This window comes from Mesorhizobium sp. L-2-11 (assembly GCF_016756595.1).
Lineage (GTDB): Bacteria > Pseudomonadota > Alphaproteobacteria > Rhizobiales > Rhizobiaceae > Mesorhizobium.
Map to the genome: position 1 here is coordinate 4,758,509 of NZ_AP023257.1, position 24,293 is coordinate 4,782,801.

General features: G+C 63.5%; 16 protein-coding genes. 8 read left to right on the plus strand and 8 right to left on the minus strand.

The features are described 5' to 3' along the window. The first annotated feature begins 21 nt into the window (after positions 1-21). Positions 22-1,482, plus strand: coding sequence for an AMP nucleosidase (locus tag JG739_RS22920; protein ID WP_244749524.1), 1,461 nt, complete (start codon positions 22-24; stop codon positions 1,480-1,482). 119 nt (positions 1,483-1,601) lie between these two features. Beyond that, on the plus strand, positions 1,602-2,651 hold the full coding sequence (locus JG739_RS22925; protein WP_244749525.1) for an endonuclease/exonuclease/phosphatase family protein: 1,050 nt from the start codon (positions 1,602-1,604) through the stop codon (positions 2,649-2,651). Position 2,652: 1 nt separating this feature from the next. Here the strand turns inward: JG739_RS22925 and JG739_RS22930 are convergent, their stop codons facing one another. Together JG739_RS22930 and JG739_RS22935 are read right to left on the minus strand one after the other, a co-directional pair. Then, entirely contained in the window at positions 2,653-3,258 is a 606-nt protein-coding gene (locus JG739_RS22930; protein ID WP_202363502.1) for a DUF922 domain-containing protein, read from the minus strand. A gap of 137 nt (positions 3,259-3,395) precedes the next feature. Then, positions 3,396-5,075, minus strand: a complete 1,680-nt coding sequence (locus JG739_RS22935) for an electron transfer flavoprotein-ubiquinone oxidoreductase (protein ID WP_202363503.1) — start codon at positions 5,073-5,075, stop codon at positions 3,396-3,398. Between the two features lie 248 nt (positions 5,076-5,323). Here JG739_RS22935 and JG739_RS22940 point away from each other — a divergent pair, with 248 nt between their 5' ends. From JG739_RS22940 to JG739_RS22950, 3 genes are all read left to right on the plus strand, one after another. After that, entirely contained in the window at positions 5,324-5,968 is a 645-nt protein-coding gene (locus JG739_RS22940) for a hypothetical protein (RefSeq protein WP_202363504.1), read from the plus strand. Between the two features lie 126 nt (positions 5,969-6,094). After that, a complete protein-coding gene (locus JG739_RS22945; RefSeq protein WP_202363505.1) occupies positions 6,095-6,976 on the plus strand; it encodes a uracil-DNA glycosylase in 882 nt (293 codons plus the stop codon). Between the two features lie 274 nt (positions 6,977-7,250). After that, positions 7,251-8,063, plus strand: a complete 813-nt coding sequence (locus JG739_RS22950) for a helix-turn-helix domain-containing protein (RefSeq protein WP_202363506.1) — start codon at positions 7,251-7,253, stop codon at positions 8,061-8,063. Here JG739_RS22950 and JG739_RS22955 read toward each other — a convergent pair whose 3' ends face one another. Together JG739_RS22955 and JG739_RS22960 are read right to left on the minus strand one after the other, a co-directional pair. Then, a complete protein-coding gene (locus tag JG739_RS22955; RefSeq protein WP_202367589.1) occupies positions 8,064-8,966 on the minus strand; it encodes a DMT family transporter in 903 nt (300 codons plus the stop codon). A gap of 44 nt (positions 8,967-9,010) precedes the next feature. Further along, positions 9,011-11,317: a xanthine dehydrogenase family protein molybdopterin-binding subunit gene (locus JG739_RS22960; protein WP_202363507.1), complete on the minus strand. Its 2,307-nt coding sequence runs from the start codon at positions 11,315-11,317 to the stop codon at positions 9,011-9,013. A 155-nt stretch (positions 11,318-11,472) separates the two neighbouring features. On the opposite strand from JG739_RS22960, the gene pepN reads away from it, so the two are divergent. Together pepN and JG739_RS22970 are read left to right on the plus strand one after the other, a co-directional pair. Next, a complete protein-coding gene (pepN, locus tag JG739_RS22965) occupies positions 11,473-14,118 on the plus strand; it encodes an aminopeptidase N (RefSeq protein ID WP_202363508.1) in 2,646 nt (881 codons plus the stop codon). 321 nt (positions 14,119-14,439) lie between these two features. Then, positions 14,440-16,767, plus strand: a complete 2,328-nt coding sequence (locus tag JG739_RS22970) for a PAS domain-containing sensor histidine kinase (RefSeq protein WP_202363509.1) — start codon at positions 14,440-14,442, stop codon at positions 16,765-16,767. Between the two features lie 88 nt (positions 16,768-16,855). Here the strand turns inward: JG739_RS22970 and JG739_RS22975 are convergent, their stop codons facing one another. The 4 genes from JG739_RS22975 to JG739_RS22990 form a co-directional block, all read right to left on the minus strand. Further along, entirely contained in the window at positions 16,856-19,813 is a 2,958-nt protein-coding gene (locus JG739_RS22975) for a bifunctional [glutamine synthetase] adenylyltransferase/[glutamine synthetase]-adenylyl-L-tyrosine phosphorylase (protein ID WP_202363510.1), read from the minus strand. Beyond that, positions 19,813-21,282 (minus strand): sensor histidine kinase, encoded by a 1,470-nt coding sequence (locus tag JG739_RS22980; protein ID WP_202363511.1) that lies wholly within the window; start codon positions 21,280-21,282, stop codon positions 19,813-19,815. The genes JG739_RS22975 and JG739_RS22980 overlap by 1 nt, the downstream gene beginning before the upstream one ends. Position 21,283: 1 nt before the next feature. Further along, positions 21,284-21,958 (minus strand): response regulator transcription factor, encoded by a 675-nt coding sequence (locus tag JG739_RS22985; protein WP_023800810.1) that lies wholly within the window; start codon positions 21,956-21,958, stop codon positions 21,284-21,286. Between the two features lie 325 nt (positions 21,959-22,283). Next, positions 22,284-23,813, minus strand: coding sequence for a DegQ family serine endoprotease (locus JG739_RS22990; RefSeq protein ID WP_202363512.1), 1,530 nt, complete (start codon positions 23,811-23,813; stop codon positions 22,284-22,286). 185 nt (positions 23,814-23,998) lie between these two features. On the opposite strand from JG739_RS22990, the gene JG739_RS22995 reads away from it, so the two are divergent. Then, entirely contained in the window at positions 23,999-24,268 is a 270-nt protein-coding gene (locus JG739_RS22995) for a CopG family ribbon-helix-helix protein (RefSeq protein WP_202363513.1), read from the plus strand. Positions 24,269-24,293 lie beyond the last annotated feature (25 nt).

The following is a 24,293-nucleotide window of genomic DNA, read 5'->3' on the forward strand; positions in this document are numbered from 1 at the left end:
CAAGCGATAGACTCAGTCGTGATGCCGGAGCCGTTTGGCCGGCAGATCTTCAATGATGCAGCAAAGGCGGTCGCGGCCTTGCAGGCCCTCTACGACCGCAACACCAAATTCCTGCGCGATTCGTTTACGGCGCTCGCCGCAGGCGGCGACAACAACAAGCGCTACCGGGCGTTTTATCCGGAGGTCGGTGTCACCACGACTTCGTTCACCCAGATCGACTCGCGGCAGGCTTACGGCCATATGCCGACGCCCGGGCATTTCTCGACCACCATAACCCAGCCCGCCCTTTTTGAACGCTATCTCATCGAACAGCTTCGCCTGATCATGCGCAATCACGGCGTTCCGGTGACGGTTTCGGAATCGACGACGCCCATCCCGCTGCATTTCGCGTTCCTGGAAGGCTCGCATGTCGACGGCGCGGCAGCCGAGCGCATCAGGCGGCCGATCCGTGACCTGTTTGACGTTCCGGATCTCGACGGCACCGACGACCAGATCGCCAACGGCACGTTCGAAGTTGCGTTAGGCGAAGCCAGGCCATTGGCTGCGTTCACAGCGCAACGCATCGACTACTCGCTGCACCGGATGTCGCACTACACGGCGACCAGTCCCCAGCATTTCCAGAATTTCGTGCTGTTCACCAATTACCAGTTCTACATCGACGAATTCGTCGCCCGTGCGCATGATCTGATGGCGAAAGGCGGCGGCGGATACGTCGCATTCGTCGAACCGGGAAACGTCGTCACCAAGGCTGGACAAAACGCGCCCAGCCATGGCGTGGCGCCGCCGCGCCTGCCGCAGATGCCGGCCTATCATCTGAAGAAGCCGAACCATGGCGGCATCACCATGGTCAATATCGGCGTCGGCCCCTCCAACGCCAAGACGATCACCGACCACATAGCGGTGCTCAGGCCGCATGCCTGGGTGATGCTCGGCCATTGCGCCGGCCTGCGCAACACCCAGGCGCTGGGCGACTATGTGCTGGCGCATGCCTATGTGCGGGAAGACCATGTTCTGGACGACGATCTTCCGGTCTGGGTGCCGATCCCGCCGTTGGCCGAAATCCAGGTGGCGCTGCAGGAGGCGGTCGCCGAAGTCACCGGCCTTTCCGGCTATGACCTCAAGCGTATCATGCGCACCGGCACTGTTGCCACCATCGACAACCGCAACTGGGAGTTGCGCGACCAGCGTGGGCCGGTGCAGCGGCTGTCGCAGTCACGGGCGATCGCGCTCGATATGGAGTCGGCGACGATCGCGGCTAATGGCTTCCGTTTCCGCGTACCCTACGGTACGCTGCTTTGCGTCTCCGACAAGCCCCTGCATGGCGAATTGAAGTTGCCCGGCATGGCGACCGAGTTCTACAAGCGGCAGGTGGCACAGCACTTGACCATCGGCATCAGAGCGATGGAAAAGCTGGCCGAGATGCCGATGGAACGGTTGCATTCGCGCAAGCTCAGAAGCTTTTCGGAGACGGCGTTCCAGTAGCACCGCTCGGCCCGTGACCCTGGTCACAGCGCGGCAGGGGCATTTCGTAAGCTTGATTTGGGCTGCATTTCTGCCGATAAACAAAGTAGATGGCACCCGTTCGAGACATGATGGCTTCGATGGCATTCGTAGCAATGCTCGTCCTCTCGGTCGCGCTGGTGGCCGGGTTTTTCGGAACGCTCCATCCGGCCTTTGATTCCTTCGCTCATTTCCGCGTCCATCTTGCCGTGCTGATGGCGCTTTGCGCGCTGCCGCTGCTGGCGACCTCGTTTCGCCTGCAGGCGGCCACGGCGCTGCTCTTTGCGGTGGCTGCCATCGCCACCACGTCGAACGCCCTGTCGGTGCCGCGCCTGTGGCCGGTCCAGGCAGCCTACGAAGCCGAGGCCGGCGATCAGGCGGCCTACCCCGGTGACCAGGCGGTCTACCCCGGTGACCAGACGGTCTACCGCCTGCTGCAGATGAACCTGCGGTTCGACAATTCAACGCCTGAAAAAGTCCTGTCGCTGATCGGCCGGACCCAGCCTGATGTGATCACCCTCGACGAGGTGTCCGACATGTGGAAGGCGAAGCTTGGCCTTCTCGCCAGCGCCTATCCCCACCGGATTCTCTGCCCCTACCCCAATGGCGTGTTCGGCGTTGCGCTGCTGTCCAGACGGCCGTTTGCCGCGGCCACGCAACCGCGCTGTGATGGCCGCGGCGCGATGGCCATCGCGACGGTCGATTTCGGCGGAACCGACGTCGACGTCGCCGCCATGCACCTCACCTGGCCATGGCCGCGCAACCAGTCACAGCAGATCGGCGAATTGTCGGGGGAGTTCGCCTCGCTCGGCGAGACATCGATCATGGCATGCGACTGCAATGCAGTGCCGTGGAGCGCCGCCGTCCGGCGCGTCGCAGGCCTTGGCAGGCTGACCGTGGCGCCTTCGCCGGGGCCGACCTGGCTCCCGATCAAGCTGCCGGAATTCCTGCGCTTCGCTGGCCTGCCGATCGACCTTGCCTTCAGCAAGGGCGCAGTTCTCATCAAATCGGTGTCGAGGCTGGAAAAAACCGGCTCCGACCATCTTCCGCTGATGGTGGAGTTCTCGCTCAGGCCGGAACAGAACAAACCGGTGGACGAACACGAAACCGCGACGGCATCCGTGAGACAGAACGGCAGGACCCGAGGCTGAGCTACTGCTTGCGCAACAGCGCCCTGATGAGGTGCTCGACATGGCCGCCGTCGCGATGCTCGCGCGCGTCGAAGGCGTTCTGTCTCGCCTCGTATTCGGCATAGACGGCCTTGATCCGGCGCCTCGCCTCGCGGTGCGTCTTGCTGCAAAACAAGTTGTCGGCGAACTGCAGTCCAGTGATCGATTTTTCGGTCGCCCGCATCATTGTCCTGGCGATGCGGCCATGGTTATGCTCGTGAGCTCGAACGCCCGCGAAAAACGCCTTCCAGCGCTTCTGCAGCGCCGGCGTCGCGGCTGAGGCCAAACGCGGCAAGGTGTAGGTGAGATCGAGCGTGCCATTGGCCTGGCGCAGACGGCAGGCACCACCTTCCCTGCGGATATCAAGGTCCCAGTTTACGGTATAGGCGGTCAGCGCGATGGCGTGCGTCATGAAGCCGTGCCGCTTCGGACCGTTGCGGTCCATGGCCTCGATCAGGGCGGCGCCCGTGGTTCCAGTGATGTCGTAGGTCCGGGTCTTGACCAGCACCTTCGTGTCAGCCAATGCCGACGGCGCGAAGCCGCACAAGCCACCAATCGCCACAAGGCACGTCAGAACCGCCAGGCGCATGGTCATCTCCCCGGGTCAGGAGGAAAGGGAACCACAAGCGCCGCGCCGCTTCAACATCTTTTAGATGCCGCACATATAACGGGGCTTTTAACGGCTCTCATTAGGTGACGTCGAGACGGCCGGCAGCCGTTCTGACGCTACATGTTCTGGTAGACTGGGCCTTCGCCACCCTGTGGCGGCACCCAGGTTATGTTTCGGTTCGGGTCCTTGATGTCGCAGGTCTTGCAGTGGACGCAGTTCTGCGCGTTGATGACGAAGCGCACGTCCTTCGCCTCGGGATCGGCGGCGGGGTTTCCATCCTTGTCTACCCATTCGTAGACACTGGCCGGGCAGTAGCGTGTCGAGGGCCCGGCATAGACATCGTGCTCGGAACGCCGCTGCAGATCCATATCCGCAACCAGCAGATGGACAGGCTCGTTTTCCTCGTGGTTGGTATTGGACAGGAACACCGAGGACAGGCGGTCGAAGGTGAGCACGCCGTCCGGCTTCGGATAGGCGATCTTCTTGTGCTTGGCGGCCGGCTCCAGCGTCGCATAATCGGCCTTGCCGTGCTTCAGCGTGCCAAAAGGCGAGAACCCGAGCAGCGTGTTCAGCCACATGTCGAGGCCGCCGATGCCGACGCCGACGACGGTGCCGAAGCGCGACCACAATGGCTTGACGTTGCGCACCTTCTTCAAATCCTTGCCGATGTCGGTCGCCCGCCATGCCGCCTCGTAGGAAGCCAGTTCGTCATTGGCGCGGCCGGCGCCGATCGCCTCGGCGACATGCTCGGCCGCCAGCATTCCGGAGAGCACGGCATTGTGCGAGCCCTTGATGCGCGGCACGTTGACGAAGCCGGCAGCACAACCGATCAGCGCACCGCCGGGGAAGGACAGTTTCGGCACCGACTGCCAGCCGCCCTCGGTGATGGCGCGGGCGCCATAGCCGAGCCGCTTGCCGCCCTCGAATGTGCCCCTGATCGCCGGGTGGGTCTTGAAGCGCTGGAACTCGTCAAACGGCGACAGATAGGGGTTCTTGTAGTTGAGGTGGACGACGAAGCCGACCGCGACCTGGTTGTCCTCCAGATGGTAGAGGAAGGAGCCGCCGCCGGTCTTCATGTCGAGCGGCCAGCCGAAGGAGTGTTGGACAAGGCCTGGCCGGTGGTTCTCCGGCTTGACCTGCCACAGCTCCTTGAGACCGATGCCGTATTTGCCGGGCTCGCGGCCGTCGGAAAGATGGTATTTTGCGATCAGCTGCTTGGCCAGCGAGCCGCGCGCGCCCTCGCCGATCAGCACATATTTGCCCATCAGCGCCATGCCCGGCGCGAAGCCCGGGCCATGCGTGCCGTCCTTCTCGACGCCCATATCGCCGGTGACAACGCCGGTGACCGCGCCCTCGCCACTGTAAATGAGGTCCACGGCGGCAAAGCCCGGATAGATCTCGACGCCCAGCGCCTCGGCCTTGGTCGCCAGCCAGCGGCAGACATTGCCGAGCGAAACGATGTAGTTGCCGTGGTTGTTCATCAGCGGCGGCATCAGGAAGTTGGGCAGACGGAACGAACCGGCGGGGCCGAGGACCAAAAAATGGTCTGCCGTGACCGGCGTCTTGAACGGATGTCCCTCCTCGTCACGCCAGGCCGGCAGCAGCCGGTCGATGCCGATCGGATCGACGACGGCGCCGGACAGGATGTGGGCGCCGACTTCACCACCCTTTTCCAGGACGACGACGGAAAGCTCGGGATTGACCTGCCTGAGACGGATCGCGGCGGCGAGGCCGGCCGGACCGGCGCCGACGATGACCACGTCGAATTCCATGCTTTCGCGTTCGATCTCGCTCATCAACCCCTCACTGGCTGCCGCATTTGCGCATCTTGCTGGCTTATCCGCTGCATAGCGCATCAATTCGCGACGCGAAACCGGCGCTGACGTGACAATGCCGATTTCGTCAGAAAGGCCGCGCATCATAATACAAAATCGCGATTTGCGGTTCACCGGAACACGATCCGGGCCAAGCCATCGCAAAGAGAGCCGTTGCCCTGACGTTTTTTAATTGTTCGACGGCTTGCTTATCGGCCATACTTCGCACCATGCGCACATACGGGCCATCCGGCTTTTCATCGACGCGCTTTTTTTCGTCGCCCGGACGGGTCTGCCGGGCGCTCGTTTTGGCCCTTTTGCCGCTGGCGTCGGTTGCCGCCCACGCCGAGCCGCAAAGGGTCTGGGTGGCCGGAGCCTACTCCTTTTCCGACGAACTGGGCGGCTTCCGCATCACCAGCGCCTCGGGCATCGGGACAAAGGAGGACCCGCTTGTCATCACCGAGGAGCTGAATTCGGCGACACCAGTGACACTGACGATCCGCACGACAAAGCCGATCCATCCCTTCGGCACTGCGGGCCAATTTGCCAACGGCCTCATGTATATGCGCATCGACGTGCTCAACAACAGCGGCCAGGCCTGGGTCGAGTTCCAGTTCGAGCTCCAGGAGATACTCCACCGACCGAGCGTGTTCGGCGACGGCCTGTCGTTCGACCAGCGCAACAAAACGCCTGACAACATCTGGTCGAGCAGCTTTGCCGATTTCGATCGCGACTTCGAACCCTATGACCGGCTGCTGTTCAAGAGCGGCCAGATCGACCCGTTGAAGACAGCAAAATTCGATTACCTGATCACCGACTACACACCCCGCTGGACATTCTATCTGGTGCAGGATCCGCGTATACCGTCGAGCTGAGCTGCTTCGCCATCAGGGGTGAAGCAGGGGCAAAGCGACGTCGCGGAGGCCCTGGATGACGAAATCACGAGGCATCGCGCCAATCACGATGTTGCAAATTCCTGCCGCGCGGCTGAATGTGAAAGCATGACTGCCGTTTCCCGAGGACCTGATATTGCCGACCTGCTGGCCTTCTACGCCAGTGCCGGCGTCGATGAAGCGCTCGAAGAGGAGCCGCTGAACAGGTTTGCCGAGAATGCGTCAAAGCCGCCTGAGCGCGGGCCAGCGACAATTACGACGCCAACCAGGGAAAACGCCGCACTGCCACGCTCGACAAGCCTGTCACGCGCCGGAATGGGCGAAAGGCAAGCTGCGGCACCGGCGCTGCGCGCGCCGTCCGGTACGGCGACCGTGCCCGACGAGCAGCAAGCGGCATTGGCGCGCCATCTGGCGACGACCGCGGCTACCCTGGACGAGCTTCGCCAGCACATGGCGGCATTCGACGGCTGCAACCTCAAATTCACCGCCAAGAACCTGGTGTTCGCCGACGGCAATCCGAACGCCGCGGTCATGCTGGTCGGCGAGACGCCCGAGCGCGACGAGGACATCGAAGGATTGCCGTTCGTCGGCCGCTCGGGCCGGCTGCTCGACCGGATGCTGGCCGCGATCGGCCTCGACCGGACCTCGGCCTACATCGCCAATGTCATTCCTTGGCGGCCGCCGGGCAACCGCACGCCGACGCCGCATGAGACCGAGATTTGCCGGCCGTTCATCGAACGGCAGATCGAACTGGTCAATCCGAAGGTACTCGTCAATTTGGGCGGCCTCTCGGCAAATATCCTTCTCGACACCACCGAGGCCATCCTGCGGCTGCGCGGCAACTGGCGCGTCCACACGACCGCCGCCGGCATTGCCATTCCTGCCATGCCGACGCTTCATCCGGCCTATCTGTTGAAAAACCCCGCACACAAGAAGCTGGCGTGGCGGGATTTCCTTGAAGTGAAAGCGAAGCTGTGGACGCTGGGTTGAGGGTGGCGCGTCTTCCCTTCTCCCCTTGTGGGAGAAGGTGGATTGGCGCGTAGCGCCAAGACGGTTGAGGGGTGCTGGAAGAAATGAGGCGCTGATGATTCGTTCGCCGTGCGCCAGCTTCTCGACTTGGATGAGGGTGTTCGCCAAGCTGGAACACCCCTCATCCGACCGAGCTTCGCTCGGCCACCTTCTCCCACAAGGAGAGAAGGTAAGAGCGGCGCTATAACCTCCCGGGTAATTGAAATGCATCTGCGGCAGGCCTAGTCATGCGCTCATGACAGCAACCCAGACTTCCGCCGGCAGCCTCATTCGCGAATGGCGCACGCGCCGGCGCATGAGCCAGCTCGATCTCGCCATGGAAGCCGAAATCTCGCAGCGGCATCTGAGTTTCGTGGAAAGCGGCCGCGCGGCGCCCTCGCGCGACATGGTGCTGCATCTGGCCGAGCAGCTGTCGATCCCGCTGAGGCAGCGCAACCAGCTCCTGCTGGCCGCAGGCTTTGCCCCTAGCTTCAGCGAGCGTCCGCTCACCGATGCCTCGCTGGCGCCGGCGATGGCGGCGGTCGAGATCGTGCTCAAGGGGCACGAACCCTTCCCAGCTCTGGCTGTCGACCGGCACTGGAACCTGGTATCGGCGAACGCCGCCATCGGCCCGTTCCTGGCCAATGTCGCCGAGCCTTCCTTGCTGAAGCCGCCGGTCAACGTGCTGCGGCTCAGCCTGCACCCGGGTGGCGTCGCGCCGCGCATCGTCAACCTGGCCGAATGGCGCGCGCATCTTCTCGACCGGCTGAAACACCAGAACGACGCCACTGGCGACCCGGTTCTGGTCGAACTGGAGCGCGAGCTTCGGACCTATCCGTCCGGCCGGAACGGCGCACGGCCGCTGCCGGTCGAGCCGAACGCGATCGTGCACCCGCTGCGGCTTGCGCATGACGATGCGGTGCTGTCGTTCATCAGCACCATCACCGTGTTCGGCACGCCGCTCGACGTGACGCTGTCGGAACTTGCGATCGAATCGTTTTTCCCCGCCGATGAGCAGACAAGGACCGTGCTGGTACGATTGGCGAACGAGCGGTCCGAGCCGTCCTGATCATCCTTGCGGCGGGGTCGCCTGGCGGGTGCGGGCACGTTCGAGGCCAAGCTGGCGCTCGCGCCAGATGATGAAGATGCCGGCGGCAACGACGATCACGCCGCCGATGAGCATATGAGCCGTCGGGACGTCGCCGAAGGCGAGATAGCCGACGACGATGCCAAGCAGCATCGAGGTGTATTCGAAAGGCGCTACGACCGAGGCCTCGGCATGGCGATAGGCAGCCGTCATCAGAATCTGAGCGAGCCCGCCGCAAAAGCCGGCAGCAATGAGCAGGCCCGCCTGTGCCGGTGTCAGCGCCTGCCAGCCGAACGGCAGCGACAGCAACGCCAGGAGGCTCGCCGTCACCGAAAACCACAGCACGATGGTTGCCGTCGGTTCGCTCTGGACGAGGTTGCGCACCAGCAGCATGGCGACGGCCGACATCGCTGCGGCGACCAGTGCGGCGATGACGCCGAGCACCTCCTGATCGCCCAGTGCTGCGCCCGAACCCAGCAGCGTCAGTTCCGGCCATGAGATGACCAGCACCCCGACCAGCCCGACCGCAACCGCGCTCCAGCGATAGACGCGGATCGCTTCGCCGAGGAAGATCGAACTGAACACCACCACCAGCAGCGGCTGTGCGTAGTTCAGCGCGATCGCTTCCGGCAGCGGCAGCCGTATCAGCGCGAAGAAGCCGAGCCCCATGGCGCAGACGCCGACAACGCCGCGCGCAATGTGGTTGAGCGGGCGCTTGGTCGAAAACCCGGTGCCGAGCTTTCCCTGGAAGGCCAGGTAGACGACGATCGGAAAGATGGCAAAGAACGAGCGGAAGAAGACGATCTGGCCGGCCGGCACCGTGCCCGCCGCCTTGATGCAGGACGACATGGCGACAAAGATTGCCACCGAGACGATCTTGAGCATGATCCCGGTCAGCGTGCTGTGCCCGCCGGTATGATCGGTCGGGTTCACTTGGCAGCTGCTTCCTGGATCGCCGCCCAGATGCGCGCCGGCGTTGCCGGCATGTCGATGTGCCTGATGCCGTAGGCGCGATAAAGCGCATCCGTCACCGCATTGAGCGCGGCCGGCGTCGCTCCGATCGTGCCCGCCTCGCCTGCCCCCTTGATGCCGAGCGCATTGGTGGTCGAGGGCACGTTGCGGGTTTCAAAATGGAAGAACGGCAAATCGTCGGCGCGCGGCATGGCATAGTCCATGAAACTTGCCGTCAACAGCTGCCCGTCCTCGTCATAGACCGTGTTCTCGGTCAGCGCCTGCCCGATGCCCTGGACGACGCCGCCATGCACCTGGCCTGCCAGCAGGACAGGGTTCACGGTGACGCCGAAATCGTCGACGATCGTATAGCGGACAATTTCCGTCACGCCGGTGTCGGGATCGATCTCGACCTCGCAGATATGGGTGCCGTTCGGATAGGTGCATTCGTCCTGCACGAATTCGCCAAAGCCCTTGAGATCGTCCGGGTTCCTGGCGGCCTTGGCGATGCTCGAAAAATCGATCGTGCGGTCGGTACCGACGATGCGGGCAACGCCGTTGGACAATTCGATGTCGTCGGCCGAGGCTTCCAACTCATCGGCGGCGATGCGCCTGATCTTGATGGCCAGATCCTCGCCGGCGCGAGAAGCTGATACACCGCCAAGCGGAATGGAGCGCGAGCCGCCGGTGCCGCCGCCGGCCTTCAGCTCGTCGGTGTCGCCCTGGCGGACATGAATCTTGCCGATGTCGAGATGAAGCTTTTCCGAGAGGAACTGCGCATAGGCGGTCGCATGCCCCTGCCCGTTGGTCTGGGTGCCAATCTTCAGCGTCACCGTGCCGTCGCCGTTCAATTCGACAAAGGCCGGTTCAGAGCCTGGAAAGGCACAGGCCTCGATATAGGTCGCCATGCCGATGCCGCGGATTTTGCCGGCCGCCTTCGACTGCGCCAGCCGCTCCGGAAACGCCTGCCACTCCGCTTCCTCGATGGCGCGGTCCATATGGCCGGCGAATTCGCCGGTATCATAGAGGCGGTCGGTCTGCGTGCGGTAAGGGAACTGCTCGGGCCTGATGAAATTGCGCCGGCGGATCTCTTCGACTGGCAAGTCGAGATCATGGGCGCAGGCGTCGACGAGCTTTTCCAGCAGGAATGCCGCTTCCGGACGGCCGGCGCCGCGGTAGGCATCGACCGGGCAAGTGTTGGTGTAGAGGCCGGTCACCGAAACGTCGAGCGCCTGGATGTCGTAGACGCCGGTCGACATGGTGACGCCGATATAGGGAATGAATGGCCCGTATTGCGAAATATAGGCGCCGATATTGGCGATGAGATCGACCTTCATGCCGAGAAAGCGGCCGTCCTGGTCCATCGCCATCTCGGCGGTCACGACATTGTCGCGGCCTTGCGCATCGGTGAGGAAATGCTCGGTCCGGTCGCCGGCCCATTTCACCGGGCGGCCAAGGCGCCTGGCGGCCTCCAGCACCAGCGGATGCTCGCGATAGACGAAGCTTTTCGGCCCGAAGCCGCCGCCGACATCCGGCGTGATGACGCGCAGCTGGGTCTTCTTGATCTTGAATATTTCAGCCAGGATGTACTGCATGGAATGAACGCCCTGCGAGCCCGTGGTCAGCACGAAGCGGTTCTCCTGCGTGTTCCACTCGCCGATCGCCGAGCGCGGCTCCATGTAGTTGCAGACCAGCCGGTTGTTGATGAATTCGATGCGGGTGACATGCGCCGCCCTGGCGAATGCCGCCGCGGTCTTTGCCTTGTCGCCGATGTGATAGCTGAAGGCGCGGTTGGAGCCGAGTTCCGGCCACACCAGCGGCGTGTCTTCGTCAAGCGCCGTGGCGGTGCCGGACGCGGCATCCTCGCCCTCGTATTCGACCTCGATCAGTTCGGCAGCGTCCTGCGCCAGCGCGCGGCTGTCGGCGACGACGAAGGCTACGGCGTCGCCGACATAATTGACCCGGTCGCGGCAAAGGACCGGGATATCGCGGGTCGGCGCCTTGGTGCCGTCCGGCTGCCTCTGCATGACGCCGGATTTCAGCTCGCCGAGATGAGCAAGATCCGCACCGGTCAGCACCAGATGGACGCCAGGTGCCGCCTTGGCCGCCTCGGTCGAACCGACGGTGAAGCTTGCCTTGGCCACCGGCGAGCGCAGGACATAGCCGTGCAGGAGGCCGGCCGGCTGGATGTCGTCCGTATAGCGGCCGAGACCCTTTAGGAAGGCTTGGTCCTCGCGACGCAGCACAGAGGCGCCCATGCCGAATTTCGGTGTGACGACGGTCATGGATACCTCGCGACGATGATTGGAAAACGAGTGCCTGAAATAGGCGCTGCGCCAGTTTTGTCGAGTGACGGTTTCGTGTAAAGAGCGCGTGCTTCACATTTCTTCGACCAGCGGACACACCTGCCGCTGCGGGAATCGACAGGAAAACCAACGGCATGCGCACCGACACCGGCCAGGTCTTCAAGCTCGAAGACTATCGCCCCACCGACTATCTCATTCCGGAAACCGGCCTGACTTTCCGCCTGTCGCCGGAAGCCACGCGCGTCATCGCCGTGCTGACAGTCGAGCGCCGCGACGGCGTAGCGACGTCAGTGCCGCTGGTGCTGGACGGCGATGGCCTGACGCTCAGCCGCATCGCAATCGACGGCCAGACACTCGCGCCCACCGATTTTTTCGCCACGCCCGATCAGTTGACGATCACCACGCCGCCCGCAGCAGCCCGTTTCCAGCTCCTGATTGAGACCGAGCTGGCGCCGGCGCACAACGAAGCCCTGATGGGCCTCTATCGCTCGAGCAACGTCTATTGCACGCAATGCGAGGCCGAGGGCTTTCGGCGCATCACCTATTTTCTCGACCGTCCCGATATCCTGTCGGTCTATACGGTGCGCATCGAGGCGCCGCACCACGAGGCGCCACTGCTTCTTTCCAACGGCAACCCGGCTGGCAGCGGCGACCTTGCCGACGGCTGGCACTACGCAGTCTGGCACGACCCCTTCCCCAAGCCGTCCTATCTGTTCGCCCTGGTCGCAGGTGCTCTCGGCAAGGTCGTTGACAGCTTCGTCACGTCGTCCGGCCGCGAGGTCGAGCTCGGCATATTTGTCGAGCCGGGCAAGGAGCAACTCGCCGGCTACGCCATGGACGCCCTGAAGCGGTCGATGAAATGGGACGAGGAGGCGTTCGGCCGCGAATACGACCTCGACGTCTTCAACATTGTCGCCGTGTCGGACTTCAACATGGGCGCGATGGAGAACAAGGGCCTCAACATCTTCAACGACAAATATGTGCTGGCCGACCAGGAGACTGCAACGGACACCGATTTCGCCAATATCGAGGCGATCATCGCGCACGAGTATTTCCACAATTGGACTGGCAACAGAATCACTTGCCGCGACTGGTTCCAGCTTTGCCTGAAGGAAGGGCTGACGGTTTTCCGCGATCACGAATTCTCCGCCGACCAGCGATCGCGAGCGGTGAAACGCATCGCCGAAGTGCGCACGCTCAAGGCACATCAGTTTCCCGAAGACCAGGGACCGCTGGCGCATCCGGTGCGACCGCGCCGCTACCGCGAGATCAACAATTTCTACACCGCGACAGTCTACGAAAAGGGCTCGGAAGTGGTGCGCATGATCCGCACCATTCTCGGTGCCGAGACGTTCCGGGCCGGCATGGATCTCTATTTCGAGCGCCACGACGGCGAGGCTGCGACAATCGAGGACTTCATCAAGGTGTTCGAGGATGTGTCCGGGCGCGACCTCTCGCAATTCTCGCTCTGGTACCATCAGGCCGGCACGCCCAATCTGACCATCAGTTCGACGCACAATGCGGCAGCCCAGGAATTCACGCTCGAGATCGAGCAGTCGGTGCCGCCAACGCCGTCCGAAAGCCGCAAGCGGCTGATGCATATTCCGCTGGCCTTCAGCCTGGTCGGCACCGACGGCAAAGCGATAGAATATAGCGGCGTCGAGGGCGCCAGCGTCGAGGACGGCGTCATCCATATCCGCAAGCGCCGGCACATGGTGCGCTTCTCGGGCGTCGCCGCGCGCCCGGCGATGTCGCTCAACCGCGGCTTCTCGGCGCCGGTGACGCTTTCCGTCGAGCAGAGGGCCGACGATCAGTTCTTCCTTGCCGGCCATGACAGCGATACCTTCTCGCGCTGGCAGGCGTTCAACACGCTTTTGACCGAGGCGCTGATATCAGCCTTCCGCCATGCCCTTGACGGCAAGCAGCCCGGTTTCGCATCGCGGTTGATCGAGCTTGCCGGCAAAATAGCCGGCGACGAGACACTCGAACCGGCCTATCGGGCGCTGGCCCTGGCGCTTCCGAGCGAAGCCGATATCGCCCGCGACATCGGCAAGAACATCGACCCCGATGCCATTTTCTCGGCCCGCGAGGCGCTTACGGTCGCGATTGCCGAGGCGAACCGGAACATATTCTCCGACCTCTACGACCGACTAGGCGACAAGGGCGCATTCAGTCCTGATGCGGCGAGCGCCGGGCGCCGGGCGCTGCGCAACACCTTGCTCGACTATCTTTCGCTGCTGCATGGCGGTGCGGCGCTTGCCGCCCGGCATTTCCAGTCCGCGACCAACATGACCGACCGCGCCGCCGCACTGAGCGTGCTTGCGCTGCGCCACCGCGGTTCGCCCGAGACGGTCAAGGCGCTGGCGGACTTCGAAGCGAAATATGCGACCGATCCGCTGGTGATGGACAAATGGTTCCAGATCCAGGCCAGCGTGCCGGGCCCGCAAACCATTCATGCGGTGCGCGCCCTCACCAACCACCCGGCCTTCTCGATGGCCAATCCGAACCGGGTGCGCTCGCTCGTCGGCACGTTTTCCAGCGCCAACCAGACCGGCTTCCATCGCGCCGACGGCGAAGGCTACCGGTTTTTCGTCGAAACTGTCCTGCAGGTCGAAAGGCGCAACCCGCAATTGGCCGCCAGGCTGGCGACGGCACTCAGATCATGGCGCTCGCTCGAACCGGCCCGGCAGGGCAAGGCAAGGGAAGCGCTGCTTTTGATTGCCAATACCGAGAACCTGTCGGCCGATTTGCGGGACATCATTGAACGCACGCTGGCGTAAGGGTTCCCTCCCCCTCGAGGGGAGGGTGGACAGCCGCCGAAGGCGGATGGGTCGCTGCGGCAGTGCGCGGCCTCGACCGACGCCACCTGCCTCGACTGTTGATCCAAGGATGGAGCGCTTCGACGGGGACCCATCCCGGCCCTACGGGCCAACCTCCTCCAGGGGAGGGAGATCGGCGGTATTAGCCACTATTTTAGTCGATTTTTAATGTTTTTTCTCCGCGCCTATGGACAAGCCGAATCACCTTTGATTCTTTAGGTGAAGATTCGGAAGTGCGGCGTCGCCGGATCGTCAAGCAGATTAGATCGGGGAGAGCCATTTATGGCGAAGGCGGACGCGTGGGGCGCGCCCGGAGGGACGGGTTTTGAGCGGCGTGAGGCGGGAAGCGACGGTCTTGCCGGCAACGCGCGGCTCATTGCCGAACCCGCCTACCGACGGCTCCTGGCGGCTGAGCCATTGTTGCGCCGATCGATACCGGCCCTCATCATCATTTTCCTGCTTGTCATCGCGGCGCTGCGGTTCCTGTCGCTGATGCACGAGCGCGACGACGTGGAACGCGACGCCAAGGCGATCCTCTCGCTCGCGGCGGGCCAACTGGCCAGTTCGATCAGCGTCGATGCGAGCATGGCCACGACGCCCGGCGCGACGCAGGATCTGTTGGAGGGCATCAGCCGTCAGGGCGCTATGGGCCGAAGCCACGTGCTTGCGGTCACCGACGGCGCGTTCAAGATCGTTGCCGTGACACCGCAATCGACGGGCTGGGAAGGGCGGTCGCTCGACGCCATCGCCCAGGGCGGTCAACCGCTGTTCATGTTCGGCGACCGCGCCGGGGTGATGGAGGTCAGCATCGGCGGCCAGGACTGGTATGCCGCGCTGAGCCTGGCAAACGGCAGGAATGGTGCTGCCGCAGCGCTCGTTCCGCGGGATGCGGTCTTCGACACGTGGCGCAAGACCGTTTCGCTCAACGTCACGCTGTTCGTGCTGACGGCCGGCGTGCTGATCATCATTCTCTATGCCTATTTCGGCCAGGCGGCGCGCGCCCAGACCGCCGACCGCATCTATCTCGAAGCGCACCAGCGCATCGACATGGCGCTGGTGCGCGGCCGTTGCGGCCTGTGGGACTGGGACATGGTGCGCGGCAAAATGTACTGGTCGCGTTCGATGTACGATATGCTGGGCTATGAGCCCTGCGACACGATGCTGTCGTTCGGCGAGGTCGACGGGATCATCCATCCCGAGGACGGCGACCTGTTCCAACTCGCCAACAGGATCGTCGCACGCGAGATCGACCACATCGACCAGGTATTCCGGATGCGCCACGCCGACGGACAATGGGTGTGGATGCGCGCAAGGGCGCAGGTGATCGACCCGGAAGCGCCGGAAATCCAGCTGATCGGCATCGCCGTCGACGTCACCGAGCAGCGGCACCTGGCGCTACGCTCCGAGGCCGCGGATCTTCGCCTGCGAACGGCTATCGAAAACATCAACGAATCCTTCGTGCTCTGGGATTCGTCCCAGCGCCTGATCATGTGCAATTCCAAGTACCAGCAGGACAACGGCCTGTCGGATCGCGACGTGATGCCGGGCGCCCCGCGCGCCGTTCTCGAAAATCGCATGCTTGCCTTCGCCTCGGAGCGCAGGCTTGCCAACACCAACGGGCAGCAAGGCGGCGTGACCTTCGAGCGGCAGCTTGCCGATGGCCGCTGGCTGCAGGTGAACGAATTGCGGACCAGGGACGGCGGCACCGTCTCGGTCGGCTCCGACATCACCCAGATCAAACTGCACCAGGAGAAGCTGGTCGACAGCGAGCGCCGGCTGATGGCGACGATCCATGATCTCAGCCTTGCCCGCCGGGCAGAGGAAGAACGGTCGCGCGAACTGGTCGAGCTCAATCACAAATACATGAAGGAAACCGAGCGTGCCGAGGCCGCGAACCGGGCCAAATCCGAGTTCCTGGCCAACATGTCGCATGAATTGCGTACGCCGCTCAACGCGATCATCGGCTTCTCCGAGCTGATGGAACAGGCGCTGTTCGGGCCTCTGGGTTCGCCGCGCTACGAGGAATACGCCACCGACATCAACGGCAGCGGCAAATATCTTCTGGGCGTCATCAACGACATCCTCGACATGTCGAAGATCGAGGCCGGCCAATTCTCGATGGATCAGGAGGAAATCGACCTCTGCCCGCTGATGCGGGAAACGGTGCGCGTCATCTCGCTGCAGGCAGCGGAAAAGTCGATCACCGTCGAAACACGCATCCCCGATTCACTGACGCTTTTCGCCGACCGCCGGGCGATCAAGCAGATCATCATCAACCTGCTGTCGAATGCGGTGAAGTTCACCGGACAGGGCGGCCGCATTGCGGTCAGGGCCCGCAACACTTCCAGCGCTCTGGTGCTGACGATCGAAGACAATGGCTGCGGCATCCCGAAGGAGGCGCTGAGCAAGCTCGGGCGGCCGTTCGAGCAAGTGCAGAACCAGTTTTCCAAGAGCCATGCCGGTTCCGGCCTTGGCCTTGCCATCTCACGCTCGTTGGCCGAGCTTCAGGGCGGCGCCTTGAAAATCCGCTCCACCGAAGGCACCGGCACGATCGTGTCGGTGCGCATTCCGACCAGGAAACCGGCGCAGCCGGTCAGAGCCGCCGCCTGAATAGCGGATAGCGAATAGTCGGTAGTCAATATTTAGTTCCATTCACCATTTCACCACTCATTACTCGTTACTCACTATTCGCTATTCACTACTCATCCGCACGAAGCAAAAAGCCAAAATCCTTCCTGACCTTTTGCGACGTCTCCTTGAGGTGCGCTTCCAGCACGCCGAAATCCGGCAGGTCGGTGACCGCCAGAAGCAGATCCGAAAGCCCCGGCGGAACGTCGTCCCGCTCGAATACGCCGGTGAGGCAGAGCCGCGTCATCTGGGTCAGCGCCAGATAGAGCGCATAGGCGTCGCAAAGCTCCTGCCTGATCTGCGCCTCGGCGAAATCCGGCGCCAGCCTAGACAGGACTTCCGCTGTCCCGGTGACCCGGCGGCCGGCTTCGACCTTTCCGGTGATCACCGCCACCTGCGCGATGAATTCGAGATCGATGAGACCACCCGGGATCAGCTTGATGTCCCAGAGATCGTGCGGCGGTTTTTCCTTCTCAATCATCGCGCGCATCTCGAATGCTTCGGCCATCACCTTGGCGCTGTCGCGCGGCAGGGCAAGCACCTGTGCCACTTCGGCCTCAACCTCGGCGCACAGCGCTTGATCGCCGCCGATCGCGCGGGCCCTTGACAGCGCCATATGCTCCCAGGTCCACGCGTCCTTGCGCTGGTACTTCTTGAAAGCATCGACATGGGTCGCCACCGGCCCCTTGTTACCGGACGGCCGCAAGCGAAGGTCGAGCTCATAGAGAACGCCCTCGGCGGTCGGCGCTGAAACCGCAGCGATCAGCCGCTGCGTCATCCTGGCGTAATAGTGGGACGGGGCGAGCGGCTTGTCGCCATCGGATTCTTCGGCATCGGCGTCGTGATCGTAAAGCAGGATGAGGTCGACGTCTGAGCCGGCCGTCAATTCGCGGCTGCCGAGCTTGCCCATGCCGAGCAGCGCAACCGTGCCGCCGGCGATGCGACCGTGGCGTAGCGCGAACTCGGCGATGACCGCCCGCAGCGCCGCGTCGATGGTGAGATCGGCCAGATCGGAAAAGGCACGGCCGGCGCGCGCCGGATCGATCGAGCCGGCAAGCAGCCTGACGCCGATCAGGAATTTTTGCTCGGACGCAAAGATGCGCAAGCGGTCGAGCACGTCCTCATAGGCCCTGTCGCCTTCGAGGAACGCGGCGAGACGGCCGGACAGATAGGCGCGGTCCGGCAGTTCGGTCAAAAGGGCCGGATCAAGCAGGCCGTCAAACACGTGCGGCCGGCGTGTGATGATGGCGGCCAGCCGGGGCGCCGCACCCATGATCGTCGCCAGCAGCTTCAGCAGAGCTGGATTGGAATGGAGCAGCGAGAACAGCTGAATGCCAGCGGGCAGACCGGCAAGGAATTCGTCGAAACGTATCAACGCCTCGTCCGCCCGGCGCGTCTGGCCGAAGGATTGCAGCAGCGCCGGCGTCAGTTCGGTCAACCGCTCGCGCGCCTCGGCCGACTGCGTGACGCGATAGCGGCCGAAATGCCAGCCGCGGATGACGCGGCAGATGTCGCTCGCCCGCTGGAATCCCAATCTTTGCAGGGTCTGCAACGTATCGGGGTCATCGACATCGCCGGTAAAGACCAGATTGCCGATGCCCGCCGAAAGCTCGGGCGCGGTCTCGAAAAGCGCTGCGTAGTGGCGTTCGACCTGATGGAGTGCAGCACGGAACGCCTCGGCAAAGCTCGCCGCATCGGTAAAACCGAGCAGGCGGGCAATGCGTTCGAGCCCTTCGTCATCGTCCGGCAGTATATGGATCTGCTCGTCGGCGACCATCTGGACGGCGTGCTCGACGCGGCGCAGGAGCCAGTACTGCCTTGTGAGCGTATCGCGCGCATCGGCGGTGATCCAGCCGCGTGCCGCAAGCTGGCCAAGCATCGGCACCGTCTCGCGGCCGCGCAGTTCGGGGAAGCGGCCGCCGGCGATGAGCTGCTGGGTCTGGACGAAGAACTCGATCTCGCGGATGCCGCCGCGGCCGAGCTTGACGTTGTGGCCCTTCACCGCGATCTCGCCAAGACCCTTGTGGGCGTGGATCTGACGCTTGATCGAATGGACGTCGGCGATCGCCGCATAGTCCATGTATTTGCGCCAGATGTAGGGCTGGAGGTCCTTCAGGAACGCAGTGCCGGCGTTGACATCGCCGGCCACCGGACGCGCCTTGATCATTGCGGCCCTCTCCCAGTTCTGCCCGCGCGCCTCGTAGTAGCGCAGCGCCGCCTCGACCGGGATCGCCAGCGGCGTCGAACCCGGGTCAGGTCGAAGCCTGAGGTCGGTGCGGAAAACATAGCCGTGTTCGGTACGGTCCTGGAGAATGCGGACCAGCCGGCGTGTCAGGCGCGAAAACAGCTCGGTCGCATCGAGCGGATCGACGACTGCTGGCGCATGCGGGTCGAAGAACACGACGAGGTCGATGTCGGAAGAGAAGTTCAGCTCATGCGCGCCAAGCTTGCCCATTCCGAGTAGGATCCAGCCCGACCGGCGCGCCGGATCCTCGAGGTCCGGCAGTTTGAGCTTGCCTTGTCCGTGCGCGTCGCGAAGCAGGAAGTCGACGGCAGCGCGGGTGCAGGCATCGGCAAGATCGCTCAGCCGCCGTACTGTGATTGCAGTTTCGGCCTCGCCTGCGAGATCGGCCAGCGCGATCAGGACATGCGCTTCCGCTTTCCATTGCCGCAGCTCCATCATCAGGCTGTTTTCAGAGATGGCTTCCGCCCGCGCGGCCTTGTCGATGGCGGTGCCGATCGACGCCAGCCGCGCCTCGACGGTCGCATCGAAAAGCGCATCCAGGATCTGCGGGCGGCGGCGCACCGTGTCGCGCAGGAACGGCGACAGGTCGAACACTGCGGCGAGGAACTCCTGGACGGCGCCCTCGCCGGCCAGGAATTGCGCCAGCCGGGCAAGCCCCCCTTCCTGCGCTGCGGAAGCGATCTCCGACAGTTCCCGCCGGGCTCGGTTCTGATCCAGAGGCACGAGCCTCGCCGCCGGCTTCAGAAGCCAGTTGGCGTGTTCCGCAGCCGCCTTCACCGCCATCAGCGATCCTCCGGTTCGGGAAATCTCATGACGACGGACAATCCGGGATCTGCGGGCAGGAGATCAAGCCGTCCATTGTGGAATGTCATGATCGCCTTGGCGAGACTGAGGCCGAGACCGGAACCCGGCTGCGAGCGGCTCTTCTCCAGCCGCACGAAGCGCTCGGTAGCCCTCGCGCGATCGGCATCGTCTGGAATGCCCTGGCCGTTGTCTGTGACGGAAAGCCTGATTTCGCTGCCGACGCGATCGAGCGCCACGTGAACGGTCGGCTTGGCTGTCGAGTCGGTAGAATATTTGATCGCGTTGTCGACGATGTTCGATAGCGCCTGGCCGATCAGCTCGCGATTGCCTTCAACGGCGAAGCCATCCTGCACCGAGGTCTCGAGTGTCACTCCCGCCTCCTCCGCCACCGGCTCGTAAAGCTCGACGACATCGCGCACGGAAGCAGCCAGATCGACCCGGCTGGTGCTTTCTGAGGAATAGCCCGCCTCCAGCCTCGAGATCATCAGAATGGCGTTGAAGGTCTTTATCAGCTGGTCGGACTCGGCGATGGTCGCTTCCAGCGCCTGCCGGTAGTCGGCGGGACTGTGCTTGCCGGAGAGCGTCGCCTCGGCGCGGTTGCGCAGCCTGGTCAGCGGCGTCTTCAGATCGTGGGCGATGTTGTCGGAGACCTGCTTCAGCCCTTCATTCAGCGTAGCGATCCTGGCCAGCATGGAATTGAGATTTTCGGAGAGCCGATCGAACTCGTCGCCGGCTCCGGTGACCGGCAGCCGGCCGGAAAGGTCGCCGCCCATGATCCGGCGGCTGGCCTGCGACACCGAGTCGATGCGCTTCAGCGCCGCGCGTCCGACGAAGAACCAGATCAAAATTCCGCCAAGCGCCATCATGCCGAGCGCCAACGTCAAGGCGCGGCGGATGACGGCGCGGAACCGCTCAGGCTCGCCGAGATCGCGACCGATCAGCATGATCATCTGGTTCGGCAGGCGCAGCACCAGGGCAATGGCGTTGTGGCCCTTCTCACCTTCGACCTGGACTTCGTTCTGGCTGGGTTCGTTCGGGTCGGCGATCGGGTTGCGTTGCCGCTCGAGCTCGCCCTCGCCAAAGCGTCGGTAGGAAAACGGCTCCGTCGTCCAGCCCTCGGCCTCGAGAACGCCGGGTTCCAGGCTCTGCACGTTGCCGGTCAGGATCTGGCCGTTGGCATCGGCGATCAAATAGAGATTGGCGCCGGGCTGGCGGGAGCGCTGCTCGACCACGCGCACCAGCAGCGGCAAGCCGCCGCGCTGATAGACCCGGGCGAGGCCGAGCACCTCGTCGTTGATGGTCTCCTGCGTCTGGCCGGTCAGCATGCGCGCCGACAGCGAGGTCATGTAGAGGACGAGCAGCACCGCACAGATGGCGAACAGCAGGAGATAGAGCGCCGAAAGCCGCGCTGCCGTCGTCTTCATGAGGGCCGGCATGGAAAGGGCCATGCTAGCCGCTCTTGAGCATATAGCCGGCGCCACGAACGGTATGCAGGATCGGCTTGTCGAAGCCCTTTTCGATCTTGCCGCGCAGCCGCGAGACGTGAACGTCGATGACGTTGGTCTGCGGATCGAAATGATAGTCCCAGACATTTTCCAGCAGCATGGTGCGCGTCACCACCTGGCCGGCATGGCGCATCAGATATTCGAGCAGGCGGAACTCGCGCGGCTGCAGCGTAATCTCGCGGGCTGCGCGCCGCACCGAATGCGACAGCCTGTCGAGTTCGAGATCGCCGACCCGGTAGACGGTTTCGGCCTCCCTGGCGCTGGCGCGGCGGTTCAGCACCTCGACCCGGGCCAGAAGCTCGGAAAAGGCATAGGGCTTGGTCAGATAGTCGTCGCCGCCGGCGCGCAAGCCGGTGACGCGGTCGTCGACTTCGCCGAGCGCCGACAGGATCAGCACCGGCGTAGTCTTGCCTCGGGATCTCAGACCGGCGATGACCGACAGGCCGTCGCGGCGCGGCAACATGCGGTCGACGACCATCACGTCATAGTCGCCGGAGTCAGCGAGCGCGAAGCCGGTTTCGCCGTCGCCGGCGACATGGGCGGTATGTCCGGCCTCGGTAAAGGCTTTCTGGAGATAATCGGCCGCCTCGCGATCGTCTTCTATGACGAGAATCTTCATGGCACCGTTATACGCGATTTCGCTGGAAGATTGAGTGGCCGGCATAGGCGTCATGGCCTCCAGGTGTATCGCGAACAAAGTGAATCAAGAACGAGCAGCAAGTCTTTGTTTTTGAGCGCCGTTGACCCGAGCCGCGGCATCCTCGGAATTGGGCGAGATGCTTTGTTACTTGAGCATATCGTCATGCCCTGTTCGAGCGGCAGCGGGCGATGGGCCCGCTGCCGCTGGGGCGGAACACGATGACTGACTAACGTATTCAAGCCCCGTGCTTTCCCATGCGACGGCTCGGGTGTTTGAAACCGCCGCATCGGAAAAGTCTGGAACGTCAGCCCTTGGCGACAGGCAGCGCGACGAAGCGGTTGCTGTCGTCGCGGGTGATCTGCATCAGCACCGCCTTGCGGCCCGACTTCACCGCGTCAGCCATGGCCTTGGCGACGTCGTCGGTGCCATTGACCTCCGTCGAATTGACCGAGGTGATGACGTCGCCGGGCTGGATACCGCGATCGGCGGCATCGCTGTCGGGATCGACATCGGTCACCACAAGCCCTTTGCCATCCTCGGACCTGGTGACGGTGAGACCGAGATCGGCCAGCGTATCGGCCGTTGGCGGAGCGGAAGGCTGCTGGTCGGCCGAAGCCTGCTTGTCACTCGAAGGCAGCGTGCCGAGGTCGACCTTGACCGTTTCACTCTTGCCGTCACGCCACAGCGTGACGTCGACCGCCTTGCCGGGCGGGTAGGCGCCGATCAGACGGGCGAGTTCCTTCGGCGAAGCGACGTCCTTGCCGTCCACCTGAGTGATGACGTCACCAGCCGATATGCCGGCCTTCTGGCCGGGACCATCGTCCTGGGCGCTGGAAACGAGCGCGCCCTTATCGGACTTCAGGCCGAGCGATTCGGCGATTTCGGAGGTGACCGGCTGGATCTCGACGCCAAGCCAGCCGCGCTCGACGGTGCCGTCCTTCATCAGATCCTGCACGACCTGTTTGGCGGTCGAGGCGGGAATGTCGAAGGCAATGCCGACGCTGCCGCCGGACGGCGAGAAGATCGCGGTGTTGATGCCGACGACCTGGCCGTTGAGGTTGAAGGTCGGGCCACCCGAATTGCCGCGGTTCACCGAGGCATCGATCTGAATGAAGTCATCATAAGGACCGGCGCCGATGTCGCGACCACGCGCCGAAACAATGCCGGCGGTGACCGTGCCGCCGAGGCCGAACGGATTGCCGACCGCCACGACCCAGTCGCCGACGCGAACCTTTGAATCATCGGCGAAGTCGACATAGGTGAATTTGCCGTCGCCTTCGACCTTGAGCACTGCAAGATCGGTGCGCGGATCTGTGCCGACCAGTTTGGCGTCGAGTTCCTTGCCGTCATGCATCACCACCGTGAACGACGAGCCGTCTCCGACGACATGGTTGTTGGTGACGAGGTAGCCATCCTCGGAGATGAAGAAACCCGACCCTTGGGCGACCGGCCGCGGCTGGCGGTCACGGCGTCCGAAACGTCGCATGCCATCCCGGCCATCCTGATCGCCAAAGCCACGGAACTCCCTGAAGAAGCGGCGCAATTGCGGATCGTCGGGGAGATTGCCGAAGGCGTCGGGCAGGTCGGAGCCGTCGTCGGCGGTCGATTCTATCTTGGCTTTGACTTGGACGCTGACGACCGCCGGCGAAACGCGCTCGACCACGTCGGCGAAGCTCGGGACCTGAGGCGCCTCGACACGCACGGCCTCGGCCAGGACGGGGGCTGTCCCGGTGGCAACCGCGCCGAAGCCGATCGCGCCGGCAATGGCCACAGATGCGGCGGCAGCCATCAGGCGTTTGCGGGTGCGGGAATGTGAATTGGGGGCAATATTCATGGGTCTCGTATCCTCTTTCAAGGGATGCGCTTCGGTCGGCATCCTCGGGTAAGAGAAATAGAGGCGCGCACATTACGGCGCCATTTCCAGTGCATGAAACTTTGGTAATGTTTGCGGATAAGACCCTTGGGTTTGCGCCCGCCCGTTGCCCTATGTTGTATACAGTTCAGCACAAGGCTTTCACCATGACCGCAAGCGCCACCATGACGATTCGGGTTTCGTCCGAAACCAAGCTGAAGCTGGAGCGGATCGCCGCCGAGACGCGGCGCAGCAAATCCTTCCTCGCGGCCGAGGCAATATCGGCCTATGTCGATCGCGAGCTTGGGGTCGTCGAAGGCATCAAGCGCGGCATGGCCGACGCGGCAGCTGGCCGTGTCGTGCCGCACGACGAAGCCATGGCGGAAATCGACGCCATCATCGAAGCGTCTGAAGCCAGGCGCGCGGACAAGGCGTGAAGCGGTCGTCACCTGGTCGCAAGAA

Coding starts and splice junctions, on each gene's coding strand:
- JG739_RS22990 (WP_202363512.1), bottom strand. CDS start 23,813: ATGAATATTGCCCCCAATTCACATTCCCGCACCCGCAAACGCCTGATG.
- JG739_RS22980 (WP_202363511.1), bottom strand. CDS start 21,282: ATGGCCCTTTCCATGCCGGCCCTCATGAAGACGACGGCAGCGCGGCTT.
- JG739_RS22960 (WP_202363507.1), bottom strand. CDS start 11,317: ATGACCGTCGTCACACCGAAATTCGGCATGGGCGCCTCTGTGCTGCGT.
- JG739_RS22930 (WP_202363502.1), bottom strand. CDS start 3,258: ATGCGCCTGGCGGTTCTGACGTGCCTTGTGGCGATTGGTGGCTTGTGC.
- JG739_RS22945 (WP_202363505.1), top strand. CDS start 6,095: ATGACTGCCGTTTCCCGAGGACCTGATATTGCCGACCTGCTGGCCTTC.
- JG739_RS22995 (WP_202363513.1), top strand. CDS start 23,999: ATGACCGCAAGCGCCACCATGACGATTCGGGTTTCGTCCGAAACCAAG.
- pepN (WP_202363508.1), top strand. CDS start 11,473: ATGCGCACCGACACCGGCCAGGTCTTCAAGCTCGAAGACTATCGCCCC.
- JG739_RS22985 (WP_023800810.1), bottom strand. CDS start 21,958: ATGAAGATTCTCGTCATAGAAGACGATCGCGAGGCGGCCGATTATCTC.
- JG739_RS22940 (WP_202363504.1), top strand. CDS start 5,324: ATGCGCACATACGGGCCATCCGGCTTTTCATCGACGCGCTTTTTTTCG.
- JG739_RS22950 (WP_202363506.1), top strand. CDS start 7,251: ATGACAGCAACCCAGACTTCCGCCGGCAGCCTCATTCGCGAATGGCGC.
- JG739_RS22955 (WP_202367589.1), bottom strand. CDS start 8,966: ATGCTCAAGATCGTCTCGGTGGCAATCTTTGTCGCCATGTCGTCCTGC.
- JG739_RS22920 (WP_244749524.1), top strand. CDS start 22: ATGCCGGAGCCGTTTGGCCGGCAGATCTTCAATGATGCAGCAAAGGCG.
- JG739_RS22975 (WP_202363510.1), bottom strand. CDS start 19,813: ATGGCGGTGAAGGCGGCTGCGGAACACGCCAACTGGCTTCTGAAGCCG.
- JG739_RS22970 (WP_202363509.1), top strand. CDS start 14,440: ATGGCGAAGGCGGACGCGTGGGGCGCGCCCGGAGGGACGGGTTTTGAG.
- JG739_RS22935 (WP_202363503.1), bottom strand. CDS start 5,075: ATGAGCGAGATCGAACGCGAAAGCATGGAATTCGACGTGGTCATCGTC.
- JG739_RS22925 (WP_244749525.1), top strand. CDS start 1,602: ATGGCATTCGTAGCAATGCTCGTCCTCTCGGTCGCGCTGGTGGCCGGG.